Genomic DNA, 19265 nt, shown 5'->3' with positions numbered 1-19265 from the left:
CCCGACTCAACCGGCAGGTTCCACCGGACCGAGCCGGATGCCCTTACTCCGGCGGACGGCCGGAAATCGTCAGGACCGCCAATTGAGGGATCGGGACACCGCGCCCCACGATGGGCACCCCGTGCCATCCGCCCGATGTGAGAGGTTCACATGTCTTCGAACGCCCTCGCCGTCTCGGTCGTCTACCCGTTGCAGATCCGCCATCCGGAGGTGGTCGTGCCGTTCGCCGAGTTCGCGCTCCGTTCGGGGGCTGAACGCCTGTGGCTGGGCCAGTCACTGAACGTGGACACCCACCTGGCGGCCGCCTACCTGGCCGGGCGCGGGCTGCGCGTGCCGATGGGCTCCAGCGTCACGCTGCTGCCGCTGCGCCATCCCTACCAGGCCGCAGTCGAGGCCAGGTCGCTGGCCGTGCTCACCGGCCGGCCGTACGTCGCGGGCTTCGGCGCCGGTGACCCGGAGTTCACGGCGAACCTGGCCGGCCGGCCGTACCGCAGCCCCCGGCGGGCGGTCGAGGAGTACCTGTCGGCGGTACGCGCCCTGCTCGACGGCCGGGCCGTCGAGCACGAGGGCGAGCACTTCACGGTGCACGGTATGTTGCTGCCCGCCGAGCATCCTGGGGTCGAGGTGGGCGCGGGCGTGCTGCAGCCCATGATGGCGCGTACGGCGGGGGCGGTCGCGGACGTCGCAATCACCTGGCTGGTGCCCGCCGGATATCTGGGCGGCGTCCTGTCCCCGGCGCTGCGGGCCGGGGCGCAGGGTCGTCCCCGGCCGCCCCGGGTGGTGTCCGTCGTGCACGTCGCGGTCGAGCGGTCGGGGCGGGACATCGGGCGGCTCGTCCGGGTGGCGACCGGTGCGCACCTGGAGGCCGGGCACTACGCCGACATGCTGCGCCGGGCGGGGGTTGAACTGGCGGGTCTCGGCCCGGCGGATGTCTCCAGGGCACTGCTGGACGCCGGGGCGTTCGTGGCGGGCAAGCCCGACGAGATCGCGGCCGAACTGCGCCGGTTCCACGAGGCCGGCGCGGACGAGGTCGTGCTCAACTCCTGCGGCGTGCTGGCCACCGAGGGTCCCGGCGCGGCGCTGGCCGACCTGGCCGATGTGCTGGCGGCCCTCGAGTAAATCGGCGTAATCGACAATAGAGCCATGTGGTCCTGAAATGTCAGGATGAATGTGTGTGACAGAGTCCGGCGCCGGAAGAGGAAAGCCGGGTGGGCCCCGACGGTTGAACGCCGGAAAGACCGCCCCGGATTTCCGCTCGTCACATGTGCCAGCCCATTTGGCCTCACGGCCAGAAATGAAAAGGTGGAGACACATGTCTGCTGTCAAGGACCAGTTCGACCTGGACGTCCGCGTCGCCAAGCCCGGGGACATCGCCGAGCCCGACTCGATCAGCGTGGTGACCCGTCTGGTCTGCACCCGTGTGACCTGCCGCAGCTGCACCTGCGTGAGCTGCATCACGCAGTGCCCGCTCGGCTGCTGGTAGTCCGCTGAAAGGGTCCGCCGCGCTGGAATCTCGGCGGCCCCGCCCGAGCCGCCGTGTCCGTGCAGAAAACTCGCGGGCACGGCGGCCGCACACCGCGGGAACGGCTCAGGTAAGACGGGTCGAGATTTCGGAAAGCCGTGCCATCCGAAAACGGCCATACGCCCGGCGAGCCGTCGGCTGCGTCACGAATGACGGCCTCCGGAATCACGTCCCACAATATGCCGTCCGGCCCGCGAGCCAGGAATAAGGAAGCGTTTTCCGATCGTCGCGTCGGAAAGCCGTGTCCGGGGGTGTGGATGGATCCGCCGCGCTGGAATCACGGCGGGCCCACCGTCGAAGCCGCCGTGCCCCGCCAACGCCTCACGCCGCGGGTACGGCAGCCACCTCTCATTAAACCTTTTTCCACCGGCCCTGTCGCCCGAGGTGGCGATCAGGAGTCCGCCGACCGGCGTCCCGGCTCCGCCCCTCACCAGGCCGCCGGTTGCGCGACCCATAGGGAGATCCGTGAGCACACTTGTCGAATCCGGGCACGTCACCGAGGCGCTGTCCGAAGCGGCCAGGAAGACCGCCGAGCTCATCGCGCGCAGGCTCGCCGACCCCGAGGTGGTGCGGTTGGCCGTGGCCAGGTCCGAGCAGACCGCCCGGTACCCCTTCGGCTGGGGCGGCGCCTCCCTGTACTCGGGACACGGGAGCAGCGCGCTGCTGTTCCGCCAGGCCGCCAGGGCGCTGCCTGACGACGCCGAGCACTGGCGGGACCTCGCCCACGAACAGGTGGTCACCGCCGTGCGCAGCACTCACGAGGAGCCGCTGGCCGACGCCGGTATGGCCGCGGGCACGGCCGGTCTGGCGCTCGTCCTGGCCGACGCGGCGAGTGACGACCCGCGGTACGAGGCCGCCGCCCGCGGTCTGGACCGCAAGCTGGCCGACCAGGTGCTCACCGCCCCGTCCTGGCGGCGCGCCGGGGGAGTGGCCGACCACGACTACGACGTGATCGTGGGCGCCACGGGCAGCCTCACCAGGATGGCCGACGCGGACTCGGCCGAGCCCGTCGCCGCGGAGGCCGTCCGCCGACTGATCGACGATCTGCTGTGGCTGTGCGACGGGACGGGGGAACGCCGGCCGTGGTCCATACCGCCGGAGTTCTTCCCCGCGGAGGACTACCACGAGACCTATCCGCACGGGTACGTCAACCTCGGCCTGGCCCACGGGATCCCCGGCCCGCTGGCCGCGCTGGCCCTTGCCGGGCGCGCCAGGCACGGCGGTGAGCCGGTGCGCACCACGATCCGACAGGTGGCCGACTACCTCGTGGACGCCGCCATCGCCGACGAGCACGGCCCCAGCTGGGCCATGGGGATCCCGCTCGACGCCTCTGGCGCGGAGCACCGGCACGGTCTTGCCCCGGCCCGGGTCGCCTGGTGCTACGGCTCCCCCGGAGTGGCCTGCGCCCTGCTGCACGCCGCCGACGCGCTGGACGACCACGCCCTGCGCCGGTTCGCGATCTCCGCGCTGGAAGGCGTGCTGCACAGGTTCGCCGGCGAGGGCCACTTCGGCTCGGCCACCCTGTGCCACGGAGCGGCCGGCCTGCTGGCGATCTGCGCGCGCTTCGCCAGGGACACCGACAGCGCCGTGGCGCGCCGGACGCTCCCCGTCCTCACCGAGGCCGTGCTGGAGCACTGCGACCCCGACCTGCCGCTCGGCGTCCAGGACCTCGAACAGCCGGGCGTCCTGCTGGACAGTCCCGGCCTGCTCACCGGTGCCGCGGGGGTGGCGCTCGCCCTGTGGTCGGTGTCCGCGCCGGCGTCCACCCGATGGGAACGGGCGCTGCTCATCAGCTGACCGAACCCGGCGACAGAGCGACGAGAGCGACGGAGAGGGCAAACGATGACGAACACCCCTGCATCCCGGCTGTACACCCCGGCCGGATTCTTCCTGCTGCGCGCCCCCATCATGCCCGTCCAGACGTTCACCGGCCTGCTCTCCGGTGACGGTGGCGCGGACGGCGCCAGGGAACGCCTCAGGTCGCTCAGCGAGCACCCCCGCTTTGTGCAGGCGCTGCACGTGGCCAGCCCGAGCATGACCGCGGGCCTCGCGCACCTGTCCGGCACCGACGAGAAGCGCGTGGCCCGGGCCTACTCGACGCTGCTGCGGTACGGGACCAGGATGGCGACCAGGCCGACGCCCTACGGCCTGTTCTCCGGCGTGGGCGGGGGCCGGTTCGCCGGGACCACCTCCCTCCACCTGGCACGTGACCCGCTGGCCCGCACCCGTACCCGGGCGGACGCCGGCTGGCTGCTGTCCCTCATCAAGGAACTGGAAGAGGACGACACACTGCGCGACGGTCTGCACGTGGGCGTCAACCCGATGCTGTACCGGGTCGGGGACCGTGCGGTGCTGTCGTTCGCCGACGTGCACGGCACGGCCGACAACCGGCACGTGGGGTTCCGGGTCACGGCGCCGGTCGAGCTGGCGCTCGGCATGGCCGCCGTGCCGGGCACCACGTACGCCGAGATTGCCGAGCGGATCGCCACCGACGTGCCGGGTGCCACCCCGGACAAGGCCCGCGCCCTGCTGGCCCAGCTGTGGGACCTGCACGTGCTGATCAGCGATCTGCGGCCGGCGATGACCGCGCCGCTGTCCGAGCTGGATCTGCTCAAGCGGCTGGACGGCGTCGCGGGCACGGAGGCGGTGCGGGCCGGCCTCACCGAGGTCAGAGAACTCGCCGACGCGATCGACGACGCGCACGGTACGGCGGGGACCGCGGCGCTGGACCGGCTGTCCGCCCGGCAGCGCGCCATGACGCCCGGCAACACCCGGGAGACCTACCAGGTCGACGCCGCCCTCGCGGCACGCGGCGAGCTGTCCCGGCAGGTCGCCACCGTGGCGGCGGAGGCCACCGACGTGCTGCTGCGCCTCGGCGTCACCCGGCGCCGCCCGCACCACATCGTCGAGTACCACAGCGCCTTCCTGGAGCGGTACGGCGTGGACGCCGAGGTGCCGCTGCTGGAGGTGCTCAGCCCGGAGACCGGCCTCGACGCCCCGCCGACGTACACCATGCCGCCCCGTGCGGTCCCGCTCGCCGCGGTCCCCGAGGAGGACAGCCGGCGCAGGGACCTGGTGTTCGCCTCCCTGGCGGCCGACGCGCTGCACCGCGGGCTCGCCGAGATCGAGATCACCGATGACCTGCTCGCCCGGCTGACCGCCTGGCGGCCCCCGGGGGAGCGGACCGCGCTGCGGCCGTCGCTGGACATCTACGGGCAGATCGCGGCCGAGTCGCCGGCCGCGATCGACGCAGGGGAGTGGCGGTTCGTCGTCTCGCCGGGCGCGATGACCGACGGCGGTCGTACCTTCGGGCGGTTCTTCGACCTGTTGGACGAGGAGTCGGTGGCCCGGCTGCAGGAGTTCGCGCGCGCGGAGGAGGAACTGTACCCCGATGCGATCTTCGCCGAGTTGAGCTACGTGCCGCCGCATGGCAGGGGCGGGAACGTCACCTTCCATCCGCCGCTGCGCCGCTACGAGATCTGCATCAACACCTCGCCCTCGGTGGTCCCCGAGCACCGGATCGCGCTGGGCGACATCCTGGTGGGCGCCACCGCCGACCGCTTCTACCTGCGCTCGGCCCGGCTCGGCCAGGAGGTCTATGTCACCCAGGGCCACATGCTCTCCGCGCAGAACGCGCCGAACGTCTGCCGCCTGCTGATCGAGCTGTCCCAGGACGGCTTCATGCCGCACGTGGGCTTCGACTGGGGCCCCGCCGTGGCCGCGCCGTACCTGCCCAGGGTGGTCCGCGGCCGGGCGGTGCTGCACCCGGCGCAGTGGACGCTCACCTCCCGAATGCTGGGCGAGGGCGACTTCGGCGCCGGGCTGGCGCGGTGGCGGGAGACCTGGCGGGTGCCCAGGTACGTCTACCTGTCCTGGATGGACAACCGGCTGCTCCTGGACCTGGAACACCCGCTGTGCGCGGCCGAGCTTGAGGAGGAGCTGCGCAGGGCCGAGCGTGGCGGCGCGGGGAGCCCTCTGGTGCTCCAGGAGATGCTTCCCGGCGTGCCGGAGGCGTGGCTCGGCGACGACGTCGGCGGGCGGTACCTGAGCGAGATCGTGGTGCCCATGCTCGCCAGGGATCCGGCGCGGGTGCGCCGCCCCCCGATCTCGCAGGTGCCCCCCGCCGGGGCCCTGCCCGCCGTGCCCCGCCGCCGCCTGGTGGGCGACGAGTGGGTCTACCTCAAGCTGTACTCCGCGCTCAACCAGCACGACGACGTCATCGCCGGGCCGCTGCGGGAACTGGTCGCGGGGCTGCGCGCGGACGGCCTGATCGACCGCTGGTTCTACATCCGCTACTGCGACCCCGGCCCGCACCTGCGGGTGCGGGTGCGGGTGCGGGGCACGGACCCGGCAGACATCGCGCAGGTGACCACCCGGTGCATCGCCTGGGCGCGGGAGTGCGTCAGGGCCGGCCTCGCCGCGGACCTCGCCCTGGTGGGCTACGACAGGGAGATCGAGCGGTACGGCGGCCCACTGGCGATCGGCACCCTGGAGGAGGTCTTCACCGCCAACAGCGACGTGTCGGCCGAACTGGTGGCCCTGCCGCGGGGCGGCCTCCAGGGGCTGGAGCCCGACGTCCTCGCCGTCATGGCCGTGCACCACCTGTACCGCGACTGGGGCCTGGACCCGCTGCGGATCGCCGGCGACCAGGAGATGGACATCGCCGATCCGATCCGCAAGCGCTTCCGGCAGATCCAGCGCACCCTGTGCGACCTGGTCGAACCCTGGGACCGGCACCCCGATCCGGTCGCCCGGGCACACCTGGGCACGCTCCGCCAGGTCTTCGCGCTCCAGCGGGACACGCTGGCCGCCGCAGGCACACGGGTACGGAACCTGGCGGACGAGGGCCGCCTGGTCGGCGACGAGCGGCGCATCCTGGCGAGCCTGGCCCACATGCAGATCAACCGGCTACTCGGAATGGACCAGGACCGCGAGCGGGCCGCCCATGCGCTGTGGCTGCTCGCCATCCGGGCCGTGCGGGGACGGCCCCGGCAGTGAACCTTTGTCAGACGTTTCTGGGTAACGGATCTGGAGACGCGGTCGCCGTCTCCACGGTGGCGGGTGGAAGAGGTTCGGTGAGGAGAAGATGATGGTGTCGGACACGCAATCTGGCCGGCAGGGAAAATACTGGGCGCGCGCCCTGCGGCTGCTGTGGGAGGTCAACCCGCGGCACGTGGTGGGGGTCCTCATGCTGACGGCGGTGACCTCGGTCATCCCGGCCGTCAACGTGTACCTCACGGCGATGGCCGTGCAGGCCGTGGCGGACGCGGTGACCGATGGCGACGGGTTGCGCACGGCGCTGTGGGCCGGTGGCGCGCTGGCCGGCCTCATGGCGCTCGCGCACTTCTTCGCGGTCGGCCGCAACTACCTTGAGACGCTCCTGCAGTACCGGATGGCCAACCAGGTCAACGAGCGCATCATGGCCAAGGCCATCCGCCTCCAGTTGCGCCACTTCGAGGACCCCACGACCTACGACGGTCTCCAGCGGGCGACCCGTGAGGCCGGGTTCCGGCCGTACCAGATCTTCGCCGACCTGATCGCGGTCACCTCCAACGCCGTCTCCCTGGTGTCGGTGACCGTGGTGCTGCTGTCCTGGGACGTGCGGGTCGCGCTGGTGGTGCTGCTCGCCCCGGTGCCGACCATGGTGGCCAACCTGTTCTTCGGCAGGCTCGGCTGGAAGATCGAGCACGACCGTTCCGCGGACCGGCGCCGTACGACGTACCTGCAGTACCTCGTGACGACCGACCGAACATTCAAGGAGACCCGCCTGTTCGACCTCGGCCCGCTCTTCCTGGAGCGGTTCCGGGCGATGGTGGGCCGGTTCTACGCGGTGGACCGCCAACTGGAGGGCCGGCAGGCCGTGGCGTCGGCGCTGCTCGGCCTGCTGAGCGTGGCCGCGGCCGGCGGGGCGGTGCTGTTCGCGGTGTCCACCACGGTCGGCACCGGCCAGGTGGGTCAGTTCGCGGGGTACATCGCGGCGATCACGTTGGTGCAGGGCGCGCTGGGATCGCTGTTCGGCGGCATCGCCCAGCTGTACGAGCACAACCTGTTCCTGGGCAACCTGTTCTCCTTCCTGGACATCCCGGAGGACGCGCTCCCCAGCGGCAGCAGGCCGTTCCCCGCCACCCTGACCAAGGGCGTGCAGTTCAGGAACGTCACCTTCGCCTACCCCGGTACCGACACCCCCGTGCTGTCGAACCTGAACCTGTTCCTGCCCGCCGGCCAGTGCGTGGCCCTGGTCGGCCAGAACGGCGCCGGCAAGACCACCCTGGTCAAGCTCCTGGCCAGGTTCTACGCGCCGACCGGCGGCGAGATACTGATCGACGGCCACCCGATCGAGGAGTACGACCTGGAGGAACTGCGCCGCAACGTCGGCGTGATCTTCCAGGACTTCGTGCAGTACGAGGCGTCGGCCAGGGAGAACATCGGCTTCGGCAGGGTGGCGGCGCTGGACGACAACGAGGCCGTCCGGCGGGCCGCCGGCCAGGCGGGCGCCCTGCCGTTCATCGACGAGCTGCCCAAGGGGCTCGACACCCAGCTGGGACGGTGGTTCGAGGGCGGCAGGCAGCTGTCGGGAGGGGAGTGGCAGAAGGTCGCGCTGGCCCGCGCCTTCCTGCGGAACGCGCCGATTGTGGTCCTCGACGAGCCGACCGCCGCGATCGACGCCGAGGCGGAGGCCGAGATCTTCGGCCAGATGACCCGCCTGACCGACCGGTCGACCACGCTCATGATCGCCCATCGGTTCTCCACGGTGCGGGTGGCCGACCACATCGTGGTCATCGACCACGGCAAGGTGCTCGAAGAGGGCACCCACGCGGAGTTGATGGACCGGGACGGCGTCTACGCCAAGCTGTTCAGGCTCCAGGCGGCCGGCTACCTCGACCAGCCCGTCGAGGCCAGGGCCTGAGTACGCGTACCGCCCGGCCGGGGACGCCTGGCCGAGCGCTACGCGGGGGTCACCGGCGTGGCCAGGTGACCGCGGCGAACACCACGGAGCAGACCAGGAAGCCCGCCGACACCACGGCCAGCCCGCCCCAGAAGGAGCTCGTCGTCGCACCGAGGTCGAGGCCCAGGCCGACCGTGGTGAGCAGGCCGGCGATCACGCCCAGGACCAGGCCGGGAACGTAGTGCCTGGGCCGGTACGCGAGGGCGCCGACCATCGGCAGGATCAGGGGGACCAGGGCGATCCCCCAGCCGGCCCGAGGCTCGCCGAACAAGGCGATCCGCAGTGCGGACACAGCCGCCGCGATGCCGATCGCGAACACGGTCCAGATCACGAGCTTGACGGGACCGTATTGGCGGTCGGACTCTCCGGCGGTGTAGGCGCCCAGGCCGAACATCCAATAGGAGAACAGGTCGGCGACCATCTCACCGACGCCGGTCTTCCAATCTTGGGGGTTCTCGCCATCCTTCTCGTCATCCTTCTCGCCATCGGTGCCGAGGGGCATTCTGCTTCCTTCGTCATGGGCCGTCGCATCAATTCGAGGGCCACAATAGTGCTTCTCCCCGGTGGCACGCGGGCGTCGTGTCCACCGGCCTCCCGCTGAGCGTGGAAACGTCCGTAAAATGCCCGCTAGAATCCTCAGAAACCCGTCCTCATCCGTCCCGGCCGCCAAAAGCGCCACTCGAAGTGCGCAGTTCCGGGCCAGGGGATGTGCCGCTGCCATTGTGCTGTCCCGCCAGCGGGACACGATCATGGACGGAACGACCTTGAAGGCTATTGCCGGCTTCGCGCCGGTTGATCACGGCACTGCACGCGCACCGGTCAAGACCGAAGCGGCCGTGCGTTCCATCCGCGCCCCGATGCTCCGCCTGGCCCGGGAGAACCCCGGGTGGGGGTACCGGCGCGTGCACGGCGAACTACTCGTGCTCGGGGTGAAGGTGGCCGCCTCACCCCTGGCATAACAGGCCACCCCCGATAATTGTCCTTATCCCGGCACCGGGATAAGAACAAGAAGATCGTCACCGACGCGCTCGGCATCATCCTCGCCGTGATGGCCACTGCCGCAAGCCTGTCCGACAACGTCATCGGAATACGACTGCTCGACCAGGCCTAAAACAGCTACCCGACGATATCCAAAGCCGACCGGCACCGGCTTCGAAAACATCGCGACCGAACACGGCGCCAAGCTCGGCATCGGCGTCGAAGTCGTCTCCGGAAACATCCGGACTCGAGGTGTTCACGTCGTCGAACGCCGCTGGGTCGTCGAGCGAAGTCCGGGCCGGCTCACGTTATACCGCCGCCTGGCCCGCGACTGTGAAACCCTCCCCGCCGGTTCCCAAGCCATGATCCACACTGTCCCGATCAACAACCTCGCCAACCGCATAACAGACGAGACCACCCCAACCTGGCAAGGCGCCTACTGACATCTTCTCGCTGACTTTCACGTGATCTTGCCGGGGAGATGCCGAAGGCCTTGCCGTGCCGGGCGAGATCGGGCCTGTCCCGGAACCACGCGATCGCGAACAGAGCCTGAACCCGGCAGGTCGGCGCCCCGGAGTCCGTCCTGGTGCCGCGACTCTGGCGTTCGGTGCGTAGTAGGCCGACGACGAACTGATCGGTTCACGGGAGACGTCGAGCATGGCAGGACAGGCGATCACGTGGAGCCTTCTGGTAGTGGAGAGATCTTATGGTGAGACCTCTTCCACCGGAGGCTCCACGCCTATTTCGGGGCGTGGCGATCTGTCTGCGTGTCTACTCGAACGGCATGCCTGAGCTACGGAAAATCCTGCTATCCGAATCGATTCCGCTGAGAAAACGTCACTAGAATATAAGGTGCAATCTACTCAAATCAAACGCCCTCCAAGCTGAATCGTGAGCATCCGTGCCAGGAGTTCCGGACACAGGCGGATCGCGCTCCACGACCCGTGGCGGCTGGAACTCCGTCACGTCACCTGATCGCGAAAAATATCAGCAATCACTACAAGTCTTATAGAAGGATGTTAGTCTCCCGCATGTCTGTATCACACCTATGCAGGGGGCTAGGGAGTTATGACGCATTCATTATGGTATCTGGCGGTGCTTGCCAGGAGTCCTGGGAACTTTCACGCGCCCCTCCAAGCCTGGCCGGGCCATTCGGAAAAGCGTGAGCGAACCGGCCGTCCATGACCGGGGAGGGAGGACCGCGGACTCGTCCTGGGCCAAGGGGCGGTCGCCGAGGAGTTCTCCGAACCGAGGGGGGAGCCGGTCGACGCTGCGGTGGAGCGGCTGATTGAGACGACACTGGCGGTAGAGCATGGCTTCTTCCCTCCTTCCTGTGGGTCCTTGGCGGTAGCCGGATGCGCATCGACCACTCGGTGCGATCCGTACAGAGCCCATGGGTCTCCATAGCCGACTTCGCCGGACAGGCCGGCGCCTTCGCGAGACGGGGATCTTCGTCTTCTCCGTGGTTCGCCGGAACATCTCTGTCGCCCCCAATCGAGTGTGGACGGCCAGCGTGATATGGGAATCGCCAGCGGATTTGCTCCAGGGAGCGAGAATCCGAGGGCGCGATCGATTACGAGCGCCTAATCGGCACCGTTGCGACCCGCCTCCCAGGGTGGGCTCGCGCACCGACGCGCGGCTCGGTCAGGTGGTCATCGCCCTTGGCCTGGCGTGGGTCCTGATCCTTGTCTGCCTGGTCCACAGGCAGCTTCCAGATACGGTGTGGTATGCCTGGCGTGGCGGGATCATCTTGAGCGGGTCCGGCTCACCGCAGTCGCCCGTGGCAGACAACCGCGACTCTCGACACCGCGGCAGTGGTGGGTCCTCGTCCGCTTTCAGACGTCGCCCACGACCGCGGATGGCGGCGGTCAGGTCGGCGCAGTCCTCACCGTTTTCCTGTTGCCAGTCGCGGTCACCTATGAGCGACGATGGCGAGGGGGGCCGTCGGGCGAGGCGGGCGGTTCCCGCTCCTCATCGAGCCGGCCGCTTAGCGCCCGGTTCATCCCTACGTGCCGGTGGCAGGGATCCTCCCGCATGCCACGCGCTCCTCATGGGACACGGCAACTTCGCTCGCCGTGATCAGCAATCCGATCCTCTGATCTAAATCCTGTGCAAGATACGGCCGATACTTCGGAACAGGGAGACGCGTGGAGACCATGCTTAGCGTGCCGGAACCAGGGTGGGTAAACGCGTTGGGGTTCCTTGACCGACTGACGCCGCGGGAACTGGAGGTGTTCCTCCTGCTGGCCGACGGCGGGTCGAACCAGGAGATCGCGGACAGGCTCATCGTGAGCGAACGGACGGTACGCGCCCACCTGGCGCAGATCATGTCAAAGCTCCAGTTCGCCAACCGCCTGCAGGCGTGCATGGCGTCCTACACACACCGCCTAAGCCGCCCGGATGGCGAGCCGGCGAAGCGCGAATATCGTCGCCAATGAGAATTGTCGGTCCGCCGGTCTGACGAAATGATTGCCATGTCGTTGGACTCCGGTAGCCGAGAGGAGGAATTCATGAAGGTTCACCAGGCTCCCGCACTCGTCGCACGCGGCTCCTTCGCGGCCGATACCGCCGGCTCCGGCTGCTGGGTAGGTGACCAGCTCGTGGGCCGTCTCATTGCGGAGGCGGCGGCGTGATCAGTGTTCTGGTCGCCGACGACCAGAAGAGCGTCGGGCACGGTTTCGCCGCGGCGCTGAACGCCCAGCCGGACATCACCGTCGTGGGCACCGCCGCGGACGGGGCCGAGGCGGTACGGCCGGCCAGGGAGTCCCGGCCCGACGTGGCGTTGGGCGAAGTATCGTCTGGCCATGGCCGATGATCCGCTGGAGTCGCTGCGCCGGCTCTGCCTCGCGCTCCCCGAGACCACCGAACGACTCAGCCACGGCGAGCCGACCTGGTTCGTCCGCGGCAGGAAGACGTTCGTGATGTACGCCGACCACCACCACGACGACCGGCTCGCCTTCTGGTGCGCCGCCTCGCCCGGCGTCCAGGAGGCCCTGGTCGCCGAGGCTCCCGAGCGCTTCTTCCGTCCGCCGTACGTAGGCCACCGCGGCTGGCTCGGCGTCCGTCTCGACGTTCCCCAGGACTGGGCCGAGATCGCCGAGATCGTCGGGGACGCCTACCGGACCGTCGCGCCCAAGCGCCTGGTCACCCGCCTGGAGTGAGTGGGGCCTACCCGAAGGCGGCGGTACGGAACGACGCGGGTGTGACCGCTGCTTCGCAGGGGGGCGAGGGCGCGCATCGACCTGTCGGAACCTGTGAACGCCGAGACCCGCGACGCGTCGGCCAGGGCCACCGTCGCCGACGGTTGACGTCACCAGTCCGCGGCGCCCACGGCCTCCCAGCGCAGCAGGTCTCCCGGCTGGCATTCGAGCGCCTCGCAGAGCGCGGCGAGGAGCGAGCAGCATCCGCAGCACGAGTGCGACGAGTGCGACCCCCAGGACTGCCACGACAGCCCCGCACATCAGGAGGATCATGCCCGGGGGGACGGCGTCGTCCGGCACCAGGATGACCGCGAGCGCGAACATCAGGAGGGCGGGGGCGTGACCGGCCCCACGCTGTACAAACACTTCTCCAGCAAGACCGAGATCCTCACCGTCGCGCTCAACCGAGACGATGGTCTTGTCCGCCTCATGACCGACCAGCGCGCACCAGCCCCTTGGATCCCGCCTGCGCCGAACCGCCCCCCGGAGTCCCCCGCCCGGCGGATGCCTCGCGTCTGCCCGTGTCCCTAGCCTGATCACGAAGCCAGGAGGGGACACATGAGACACGGTTGGCAGGACGCGGCGGCGAAGCTGGCGGAGGAGCGGCGCTGGGGGGACCTGTGGGACCTGGTCCAGCAGCGGGTCCCCCTCGTCGAGGCGGACCGCGTCCTGCCGCTGTTCGACGAGCGGTGGCGGCCGGACGGCCCGGCACGTCCCCTGTTCGACCTGCTCGCCGCGACCCCGGCTGGAACCGTGGAGGAGGCGTGCGCCACCCTGACAGCCGACCCCTTGCTCGAAATCCCCGTCGACGGCTGGATCACCACCGGCTCGCTGTCCCCGGACGGCCGATGGCTGGCGGTCTGCACAAGAGGCTGGACGTCCATTCGCCGCCACGAACTCCAGGTGTTCGACCTCGACGACGGACGCCAGGTCGCCTGCCGGGCGGGCGACGCCGACTCCGGGGTGATGCTGAACAAGGGCACGTCCATCTTCAGCATGGACTGGATCCCACCGAACCCCTTCCTCGGTCTCGTGCGCAACGCCGCGGAGAGGACGATGTCGCAGCCCGAGGAGTTCTCCCTGATCGCGGCGCTGACCTGGCTGGACCACGACCGTTTCGCGGTGCTGGCCCGGCACTACCCCCACCTCGGCCGCGATCTGGAGCCCGCCGACTGCCACCTGACCTACTACACCGGCGACGGCGGGCGCATCGAAAAGGTCACCATGGAGGAGGACCTGGTCTGGGGCGAGCAGGGGCTGGACATCCTGCCGTCGCACATGGCCGCCGACCTGTCCTCCGGCCGGCTCGCCGTGGACGGCCGTACGCTGCGCATCATCGAGCCGCCCTGCCATGTCCTGGCTCGCTCACCGGAACAGGAGCACTATCGCGAACTGTGTTTCCTCTCCCCGGACCGCCTGGCCGCGGCGGGCAACGAGTGCCTGGAGATCTGGCAGGCGACCGGCGCGACCCTGGAACGGGTACGAAGCATCGGCCTGCGCCCGCGCCGTAGGGGACACTGCCCGATCCTGATCCCGCAGCGCCACGAGATCATGATCCTGGACGGAACCCCTGACCCCAATAAGGGCGGCGAGGTCCGCTACCTCGACACCGAGACCCTGGCCGACGTCACAGGATCGCGTGAGCTGTCCGACTCGATCGGCATCGAACTGTGGCGCACCCCCGACGGCTCCCGCCACGCGCTGGCCACGGAAAGCGCGGTCTACGTGGTACGCGACCCGGCGGCCGGAGCCGTCGCCACCCTGGCCGAGCGCCCCCCAGCCACCCTCCGCCCGGCCGACCTCCCCGTGCTCGACTCCGTACGGCCCGCCACGGGGCCCGTGCGCCACCTGCTGACCCTGCTGCGGGCGGCGATGCGTCTTGCCTCGTAGGGCCGGTTCCCCGGCCGTTAACCTCGGTCTTTCGTGCGCCCAGCAGCGTCGTGACCTAGCGGCGGATCCCTGGGTTCGTAAGCTGCCGGTGTGAGTTCGGTCCGGGTAGCCGGCAGGAGGCCCGGTAGCAGACCGCGGTGTCAGGGGGCGCCTGGCGTCGGATCCGCGCGCCCGGGTCGCCGGGGGAGCGGAGACGCTGATCGGTGGCTCCGGTGCTCGGCTGAACGTCATTCCTTCGAGTGACGCGGACACTCCTCGCCTGCCCGCACAATTCTGCGCATGACTCCGATGAGCGTTCTACAGGAAAGAAAGATCGGCCCGGTCCACGTCCTCGACGCGGCGATCGGGATCGGGCTGGCGGTCTGGGCCGTCGGGCTGGCCTGGAGCCGTGACGGGATGATGACGCCTTTCCTGCTGCTGGCGACCCTGCCCCTGGCCTTCCGCCGGGTGAATCCGCCCGCGGCACTGGCCGCGACATTCGTCGGCGGCGTCGGGCTGCTCTTCACCGGGATCTATCCCATGTCCAATCTCGCGGTCGCCACATCCGCCGCCGTCGCCCTCTACACGCTGCTCAGGTTGCTGACGCGGCAGCAGGCCTGGGGGGTGACCGTGCTGGCCCTGACCGGGCTGTTCGTACTGGGCGTGTTGCTGAGCTGGGAAGGCAGGGGTGGGCTCGCCACCGCCGTGGTCTACGGGGCCATGATCGCGTTCTGTGTCGGCGGTATCGCGCTGCTGGCCGACCTCGCCCGCGCCCGGGGCGAGGTCAAGGAGGTCCGGCAGGAGAGCATGGAGCAGATGATCGCCGCACAGTGCGAGCAGGCCGCCATGGCCGAGCGGGCCAGGATCGCGCGGGAGATGCACGACATCGTGGCGCACTCCATCTCCAGGATCGCGGTGGAGGCCGAGACCGCCCCGTACACGGTCAAGGATCTCAGCGATCCGGCACGCGAGGGCTTCGAACAGATCGCGACCACCGCCCGCGAGACGCTGGTGGAGATGCGGCGACTGCTCGGCGTGCTGCGCACCGACGGCGGGGCGGGCGGCACCTCGCCGCAACCGGGCCTGGCACGCGTACCCGAGCTGCTGGAAGAGCACCGCAGGGCAGGGGGGACGGTCGATCTCGACGTCATCGGCGATGCCGTCCCGCTGCCCGCGGCCGTCGACCTGTCGGCGTACCGCATCCTGCAGGAGGCGCTGACCAACGCCCGCTCCCACGCGCCGGACGCGAACGTGCGCATCGAGCTCGCCTACCTGCAGGACACGCTGGCCATCAGGGTGAGCGACGACGGCCCCGGCCCTTCCCCGAACGCGGGCGGCCACGGCCTGATCGGGATGCGGGAGCGGGTGGTCATGCTGGGGGGCTGGCTCAACACCGGTACGGCGCCCGAGGGCGGTTTCCTCATCGAGGCGGGCCTTCCGCTGACGCAGGCGGAGGCGGCGGCGTGATCAGTGTTCTGGTCGCCGACGACCAGAAGAGCGTCAGGCACGGTTTCGCCGCGGCGCTGAACGCCCAGCCGGACATCACCGTCGTGGGCACCGCCGCGGACGGGGCCGAGGCGGTACGGCTGGCCAGGGAGTCCCGGCCCGACGTGGCGCTGATGGACATCAGGATGCCGGAGCTGAACGGCATCGAGGCGGTCCGTCAGATCGTCGCCGAGCTGCCCACCCGGGCACTCATGATCACCACTTTCGATCTGGACGACTACGTGTACGACGCGCTCTCCGCGGGGGCGAGCGGGTTCCTGCTCAAGGACGTCAGGGTGAAGGATCTGGTGGAGTCGGTCCGGGTGATCGCGCGCGGGGACGCGTTACTCGCTCCCCAGGTGACCAGGCGGCTGATCGCCGAGTTCGCCAGGCAGCGGCCCCGCTCGTGCCCTCCCGCCGACCTCACCCCTCGCGAGCTCGAGGTGCTGCGGCTGATCGCGAAGGGGCAGTCCAACGCCGAGATCGCCGGAGAGCTGGTCGTCACCGAGCACACCGTCAAGACGCACGTCGCCCGGCTGCTGGCCAAACTAGGCCTGCGCGACCGCGCCCAGGCCATCGTCTACGCCTACGAGTCGGGACTCGTCGTCCCCTACGCCTGAAGCGGCACGTGCCGGCACGTGCGGGCCCATACTCGCACCGACGACGAGGCGGATCCGGGAGAGGAGTCGCTCTTCCAGTTCTGGCCGGCTCCCATCACCGAGAAGTGTCTTCCTCTGGTACGGCCGGATCCGTCCAGGGATCGATCGAATAGGTCACGGCGAAAGATACTCACGCCGAGTGGCCGTACAGATCATCAGCGGGCGTCCTCCGAAACAAGGGCGTCGATGGCCGCCTCCAGCGCCGCCTCGGCACCGGCCACCTGCTGCCGCAGCTCCTCGACCCGGCGCCGATCGGCGGCCAGCCGTTCGGCGAACAGGGCGGACTCCCGCCGGACCGCATCGGGCGACGGGCCGCCGTAGATGGTTCGCCGAGCGACGAAGGCGCGCGGGTCCATGGCCTCCGCGAACTGCTCTTCGGTCAGGCCGCTTCTCCGCCCGATGACCTGCCCTGCCGCCTCGTCGAGCAGATCCAGGGCCACCGCTGAGGTGCCCAGGCCGCGCTCGACGGCGAGCCGGACGAAGACGCCGACGATCTGGTGCGCATGACGCCAGTCGAGCCCGGTGTGCCTGACCAGCGCGGTGGCGACGTCGGTCACCTGCGCCCAGTGCGCGCCCGCCTGTCTGGCCATCCGGTCCCGGTCGACGCGAAGATCGGCGAGGATCCCGACGGTGTCCCCCAGTTTGCCGGTGATCGCCGCCGCCATCGACCACAGCGCTTGCTGTGAATAGCGTCGTTCCAGGATCGGGAAGCCGGTCGGCCCGCGCTCGGCGGTGATCACTCCCACCAGCGCGGCGAGCGCCTGAGCGGCAACCGACTTGATGTCCTCCAGCGCGTCCGGGTTCTTCTTCTGCGGCATGATGCTGCTCGTGCCGCAGTACCGGTCGGGCAGTTCGATGTACGCGAACTCGGACGTCGACCAGAGGTAGAGGTCGTCGGCCATCCGGGCCAGCGTGGCACCGGTGGTGGCGAGCAGTGCCGCCGCCTCCATCTCCAGGTCATGGCTGAGGATCGCGTCCATGGTGTGCGGCAGCGGGGCGTCGAACCCGAGGAGGCCGGCGACCCGGTGCCGGTCGATCGGCAGGTCGCTGCCGGTCAGGATGGCCGCGCCGGCGGGCGAGACGTTGAGCCGGCCGTGGAAGCCGAGGAACCGCTCGGCGTCGCGCGCGAAGGCCTGTTCGAACATGGTGGCCCAGTGCGCCAGGGTGGTCGGCTGGGCGTGCTGGCCGTGGGTGTAACCGGGCATGATCGTGTCACGGTGTGCCTCGGCCAGGCTGAGGAGTACGGCCCGCACGTCCGTGAGGGCCGGTAGCAGGGCGTGGAGGTGCCGGCGGATGGTCATCCTCCGGGCCACCTCGATCAGGTCTCCGGAGCTGCGTCCGAGGTGGATCCGCCCGCCGGTCTCGGCGCCGAGCACGGTGATCAGATACTGCTCGCCGGAGTGCATCCCGCCTCCGGCCTCGATCCGGGCCTCCGCGACACCACGGGCCTCCATGCCGCGCAGTGCTTTGAGGATCGCCTGGCCGTCGGCGGGGTCGAGCAGGCCCTGCTCGGTGAGCATCACCGTGTGTGCCTTGTCGAAGGCGTGGATCGCGGGCAGGGAGTCGCCGAGCAGTTCCGTACGGTGGCTCTGCAGGTGTGGCAGCTGCTCCTCGGTCAGCCGGATGCCGGTCCCTCGGAAGCCTTGGTAGCCGTGGCTCTGGTCGGCGCTCATCGACGCACCGCGCCCGAGCCCGAGACGGCGAAGTGGAACAGCAGATACGCGGTGAGTGTCGCGGTCGTCGCCGTGGCATGGTCGGTCATCGGGTTGACCTCGGTGACGGCGAACGCGTCGCAGTAGGGCGCCAGCAGGCGGACCGCCTCCAGTGCTTCGCCTGAGGTGAGACCGCCGGGTTCGTGCGCGCCGGCCCCAGGGGCGAACGCCGGGTCGATCGCGTCGATGTCGAAGGACAGGAAGAGGTGGTCGGCGCCGGAGACCCGGTCGAGGATCTGCTCGACCGCGGAAACCGGGCCGAGTGCCTGGAACTCCCGGGCGGTGATGTGGGTCAGCCCGGACTTGCGCTTGAACTCGGCCGAGGACGGGAAGTTGAAGTGGCGCACGGCGACCTGGATACAGTCGCTGGCATTGACTCGCTCCAGTTCCAGGCTGCGCCGCATGCCACTGGACTGGCTGACCCGGCCCTGGTGGCGGTTGTGGTCGAGCAGGTCGAGGTGCGCGTCGAAGTGCACGATGCCCACCCGGCCGGGCAACGCCTCGTGCACCCCTCGGGCGCAGGGGAAGAGGACGGAGTCGTCGCCGCCGATGACGATCGGTGTGCGGCCGGCTCCCAGCGAGTCGGCGACCGCGGTGGAGCAGGCGTCGAGGGTGGCCAGGATGTCGTGCCCGACCACCTCGACGTCACCCCGGTCACGGAGCAGGTCGTCGCCGACCTCGTGCACCGAGTCGCTCTCCAAGGAGTAGATGGCGCCGTTCTCAATGCGCTGGGTGATCCAACGCAGCGCGTCGCGGACCCGAGCGGGTGCGTATCGCGAACCCGGCCAGCCCAACGTCGAGCCCCCGTCGAACGGGACTCCCCACACGTCGAACTTCCGCGTCTCCTGACGACGTGGCATTCCTGACCTTTCGCTAGGCCTCAAGGTGTCTGGT

At 69.9% G+C, this 19265-nt stretch carries 17 protein-coding genes and 1 pseudogene; 14 read left to right on the top strand and 4 right to left on the bottom strand.

Annotated features, from left to right (window positions below; all coding sequences use genetic code 11):
• The first annotated feature begins 150 nt into the window (after nt 1-150).
• The 5 genes from ACWD3H_RS12895 (at nt 151) to ACWD3H_RS12875 (ending at nt 8429) form a co-directional block, all read left to right on the top strand.
• A complete protein-coding gene (locus tag ACWD3H_RS12895; protein ID WP_451955063.1) occupies nt 151-1119 on the top strand; it encodes an LLM class flavin-dependent oxidoreductase in 969 nt (322 codons plus the stop codon).
• A 193-nt stretch (nt 1120-1312) separates the two neighbouring features.
• Entirely contained in the window at nt 1313-1483 is a 171-nt protein-coding gene (locus ACWD3H_RS12890; RefSeq protein ID WP_355554354.1) for an FDLD family class I lanthipeptide, read from the top strand.
• A 504-nt stretch (nt 1484-1987) separates the two neighbouring features.
• Nucleotides 1988-3319, top strand: a complete 1332-nt coding sequence (locus ACWD3H_RS12885; protein ID WP_451955062.1) for a lanthionine synthetase C family protein — start codon at nt 1988-1990, stop codon at nt 3317-3319.
• A 45-nt stretch (nt 3320-3364) separates the two neighbouring features.
• Nucleotides 3365-6520, top strand: a complete 3156-nt coding sequence (locus ACWD3H_RS12880) for a lantibiotic dehydratase (protein WP_451955061.1) — start codon at nt 3365-3367, stop codon at nt 6518-6520.
• An 88-nt stretch (nt 6521-6608) separates the two neighbouring features.
• Nucleotides 6609-8429, top strand: coding sequence for an ABC transporter ATP-binding protein (locus ACWD3H_RS12875; protein ID WP_355554348.1), 1821 nt, complete (start codon nt 6609-6611; stop codon nt 8427-8429).
• Between the two features lie 49 nt (nt 8430-8478).
• Here ACWD3H_RS12875 and ACWD3H_RS12870 read toward each other — a convergent pair whose 3' ends face one another.
• On the bottom strand, nt 8479-8970 hold the full coding sequence (locus tag ACWD3H_RS12870) for a hypothetical protein (RefSeq protein ID WP_355554346.1): 492 nt from the start codon (nt 8968-8970) through the stop codon (nt 8479-8481).
• A gap of 247 nt (nt 8971-9217) precedes the next feature.
• Here ACWD3H_RS12870 and ACWD3H_RS12865 point away from each other — a divergent pair, with 247 nt between their 5' ends.
• The 6 genes and pseudogenes from ACWD3H_RS12865 (at nt 9218) to ACWD3H_RS12840 (ending at nt 12607) form a co-directional block, all read left to right on the top strand.
• Nucleotides 9218-9427, top strand: a complete 210-nt coding sequence (locus ACWD3H_RS12865; RefSeq protein WP_451955060.1) for a hypothetical protein — start codon at nt 9218-9220, stop codon at nt 9425-9427.
• A gap of 53 nt (nt 9428-9480) precedes the next feature.
• Nucleotides 9481-9889: pseudogene (locus ACWD3H_RS12860) on the top strand (IS5/IS1182 family transposase); the annotation flags it as partial.
• Nucleotides 9890-11602: 1713 nt separating this feature from the next.
• A complete protein-coding gene (locus ACWD3H_RS12855; protein WP_451955070.1) occupies nt 11603-11884 on the top strand; it encodes a helix-turn-helix domain-containing protein in 282 nt (93 codons plus the stop codon).
• Between the two features lie 72 nt (nt 11885-11956).
• Nucleotides 11957-12079 carry a lasso RiPP family leader peptide-containing protein gene (locus ACWD3H_RS12850; RefSeq protein ID WP_451955059.1) on the top strand — a complete coding sequence of 41 codons (123 nt, stop codon included), beginning with the start codon at nt 11957-11959 and terminating at the stop codon, nt 12077-12079.
• On the top strand, nt 12076-12261 hold the full coding sequence (locus ACWD3H_RS12845) for a response regulator transcription factor (protein ID WP_355554340.1): 186 nt from the start codon (nt 12076-12078) through the stop codon (nt 12259-12261). The genes ACWD3H_RS12850 and ACWD3H_RS12845 overlap by 4 nt, the downstream gene beginning before the upstream one ends.
• The gene (locus tag ACWD3H_RS12840) at nt 12251-12607 is read left to right on the top strand and encodes an MmcQ/YjbR family DNA-binding protein (RefSeq protein WP_451955058.1); all 357 of its coding nucleotides are present in this window, start codon (nt 12251-12253) and stop codon (nt 12605-12607) included. Before ACWD3H_RS12845 ends, ACWD3H_RS12840 begins: the two co-directional genes overlap by 11 nt.
• Nucleotides 12608-12756: 149 nt before the next feature.
• On the opposite strand, the gene ACWD3H_RS12835 is transcribed toward ACWD3H_RS12840, so the two are convergent.
• Nucleotides 12757-12897 (bottom strand): helix-turn-helix domain-containing protein, encoded by a 141-nt coding sequence (locus ACWD3H_RS12835; protein WP_451955069.1) that lies wholly within the window; start codon nt 12895-12897, stop codon nt 12757-12759.
• Between the two features lie 307 nt (nt 12898-13204).
• On the opposite strand from ACWD3H_RS12835, the gene ACWD3H_RS12830 reads away from it, so the two are divergent.
• The 3 genes from ACWD3H_RS12830 to ACWD3H_RS12820 all read left to right on the top strand — a co-directional run bounded on the left by ACWD3H_RS12830 (nt 13205) and on the right by ACWD3H_RS12820 (nt 16620).
• Nucleotides 13205-14536 (top strand): hypothetical protein, encoded by a 1332-nt coding sequence (locus ACWD3H_RS12830; RefSeq protein WP_451955057.1) that lies wholly within the window; start codon nt 13205-13207, stop codon nt 14534-14536.
• Between the two features lie 288 nt (nt 14537-14824).
• Nucleotides 14825-15982, top strand: a complete 1158-nt coding sequence (locus tag ACWD3H_RS12825) for a sensor histidine kinase (RefSeq protein WP_355554334.1) — start codon at nt 14825-14827, stop codon at nt 15980-15982.
• Nucleotides 15979-16620, top strand: coding sequence for a response regulator transcription factor (locus ACWD3H_RS12820; RefSeq protein ID WP_355554332.1), 642 nt, complete (start codon nt 15979-15981; stop codon nt 16618-16620). Before ACWD3H_RS12825 ends, ACWD3H_RS12820 begins: the two co-directional genes overlap by 4 nt.
• Nucleotides 16621-16814: 194 nt before the next feature.
• Here ACWD3H_RS12820 and argH read toward each other — a convergent pair whose 3' ends face one another.
• A complete protein-coding gene (gene argH / locus ACWD3H_RS12815; RefSeq protein ID WP_451955056.1) occupies nt 16815-18332 on the bottom strand; it encodes an argininosuccinate lyase in 1518 nt (505 codons plus the stop codon).
• Nucleotides 18329-19231, bottom strand: coding sequence for an arginase family protein (locus ACWD3H_RS12810; protein WP_451955055.1), 903 nt, complete (start codon nt 19229-19231; stop codon nt 18329-18331). Before ACWD3H_RS12810 ends, argH begins: the two co-directional genes overlap by 4 nt.
• Nucleotides 19232-19265 lie beyond the last annotated feature (34 nt).

It is taken from the genome of Streptosporangium sp. NPDC002607 (assembly GCF_053592655.1).
This window is presented reverse-complemented; position numbering and strand designations above follow the sequence as displayed.

Excerpts from the sequence above, each read along its gene's own strand:
- ACWD3H_RS12865 (WP_451955060.1), top strand. The coding sequence starts at position 9,218 with ATGGACGGAACGACCTTGAAGGCTATTGCCGGCTTCGCGCCGGTTGAT.
- ACWD3H_RS12855 (WP_451955070.1), top strand. The coding sequence starts at position 11,603 with ATGCTTAGCGTGCCGGAACCAGGGTGGGTAAACGCGTTGGGGTTCCTT.
- ACWD3H_RS12830 (WP_451955057.1), top strand. The coding sequence starts at position 13,205 with ATGAGACACGGTTGGCAGGACGCGGCGGCGAAGCTGGCGGAGGAGCGG.
- argH (WP_451955056.1), bottom strand. The coding sequence starts at position 18,332 with ATGAGCGCCGACCAGAGCCACGGCTACCAAGGCTTCCGAGGGACCGGC.
- ACWD3H_RS12810 (WP_451955055.1), bottom strand. The coding sequence starts at position 19,231 with ATGCCACGTCGTCAGGAGACGCGGAAGTTCGACGTGTGGGGAGTCCCG.
- ACWD3H_RS12890 (WP_355554354.1), top strand. The coding sequence starts at position 1,313 with ATGTCTGCTGTCAAGGACCAGTTCGACCTGGACGTCCGCGTCGCCAAG.
- ACWD3H_RS12875 (WP_355554348.1), top strand. The coding sequence starts at position 6,609 with ATGATGGTGTCGGACACGCAATCTGGCCGGCAGGGAAAATACTGGGCG.
- ACWD3H_RS12895 (WP_451955063.1), top strand. The coding sequence starts at position 151 with ATGTCTTCGAACGCCCTCGCCGTCTCGGTCGTCTACCCGTTGCAGATC.
- ACWD3H_RS12870 (WP_355554346.1), bottom strand. The coding sequence starts at position 8,970 with ATGCCCCTCGGCACCGATGGCGAGAAGGATGACGAGAAGGATGGCGAG.
- ACWD3H_RS12850 (WP_451955059.1), top strand. The coding sequence starts at position 11,957 with ATGAAGGTTCACCAGGCTCCCGCACTCGTCGCACGCGGCTCCTTCGCG.
- ACWD3H_RS12840 (WP_451955058.1), top strand. The coding sequence starts at position 12,251 with ATGGCCGATGATCCGCTGGAGTCGCTGCGCCGGCTCTGCCTCGCGCTC.
- ACWD3H_RS12880 (WP_451955061.1), top strand. The coding sequence starts at position 3,365 with ATGACGAACACCCCTGCATCCCGGCTGTACACCCCGGCCGGATTCTTC.
- ACWD3H_RS12825 (WP_355554334.1), top strand. The coding sequence starts at position 14,825 with ATGAGCGTTCTACAGGAAAGAAAGATCGGCCCGGTCCACGTCCTCGAC.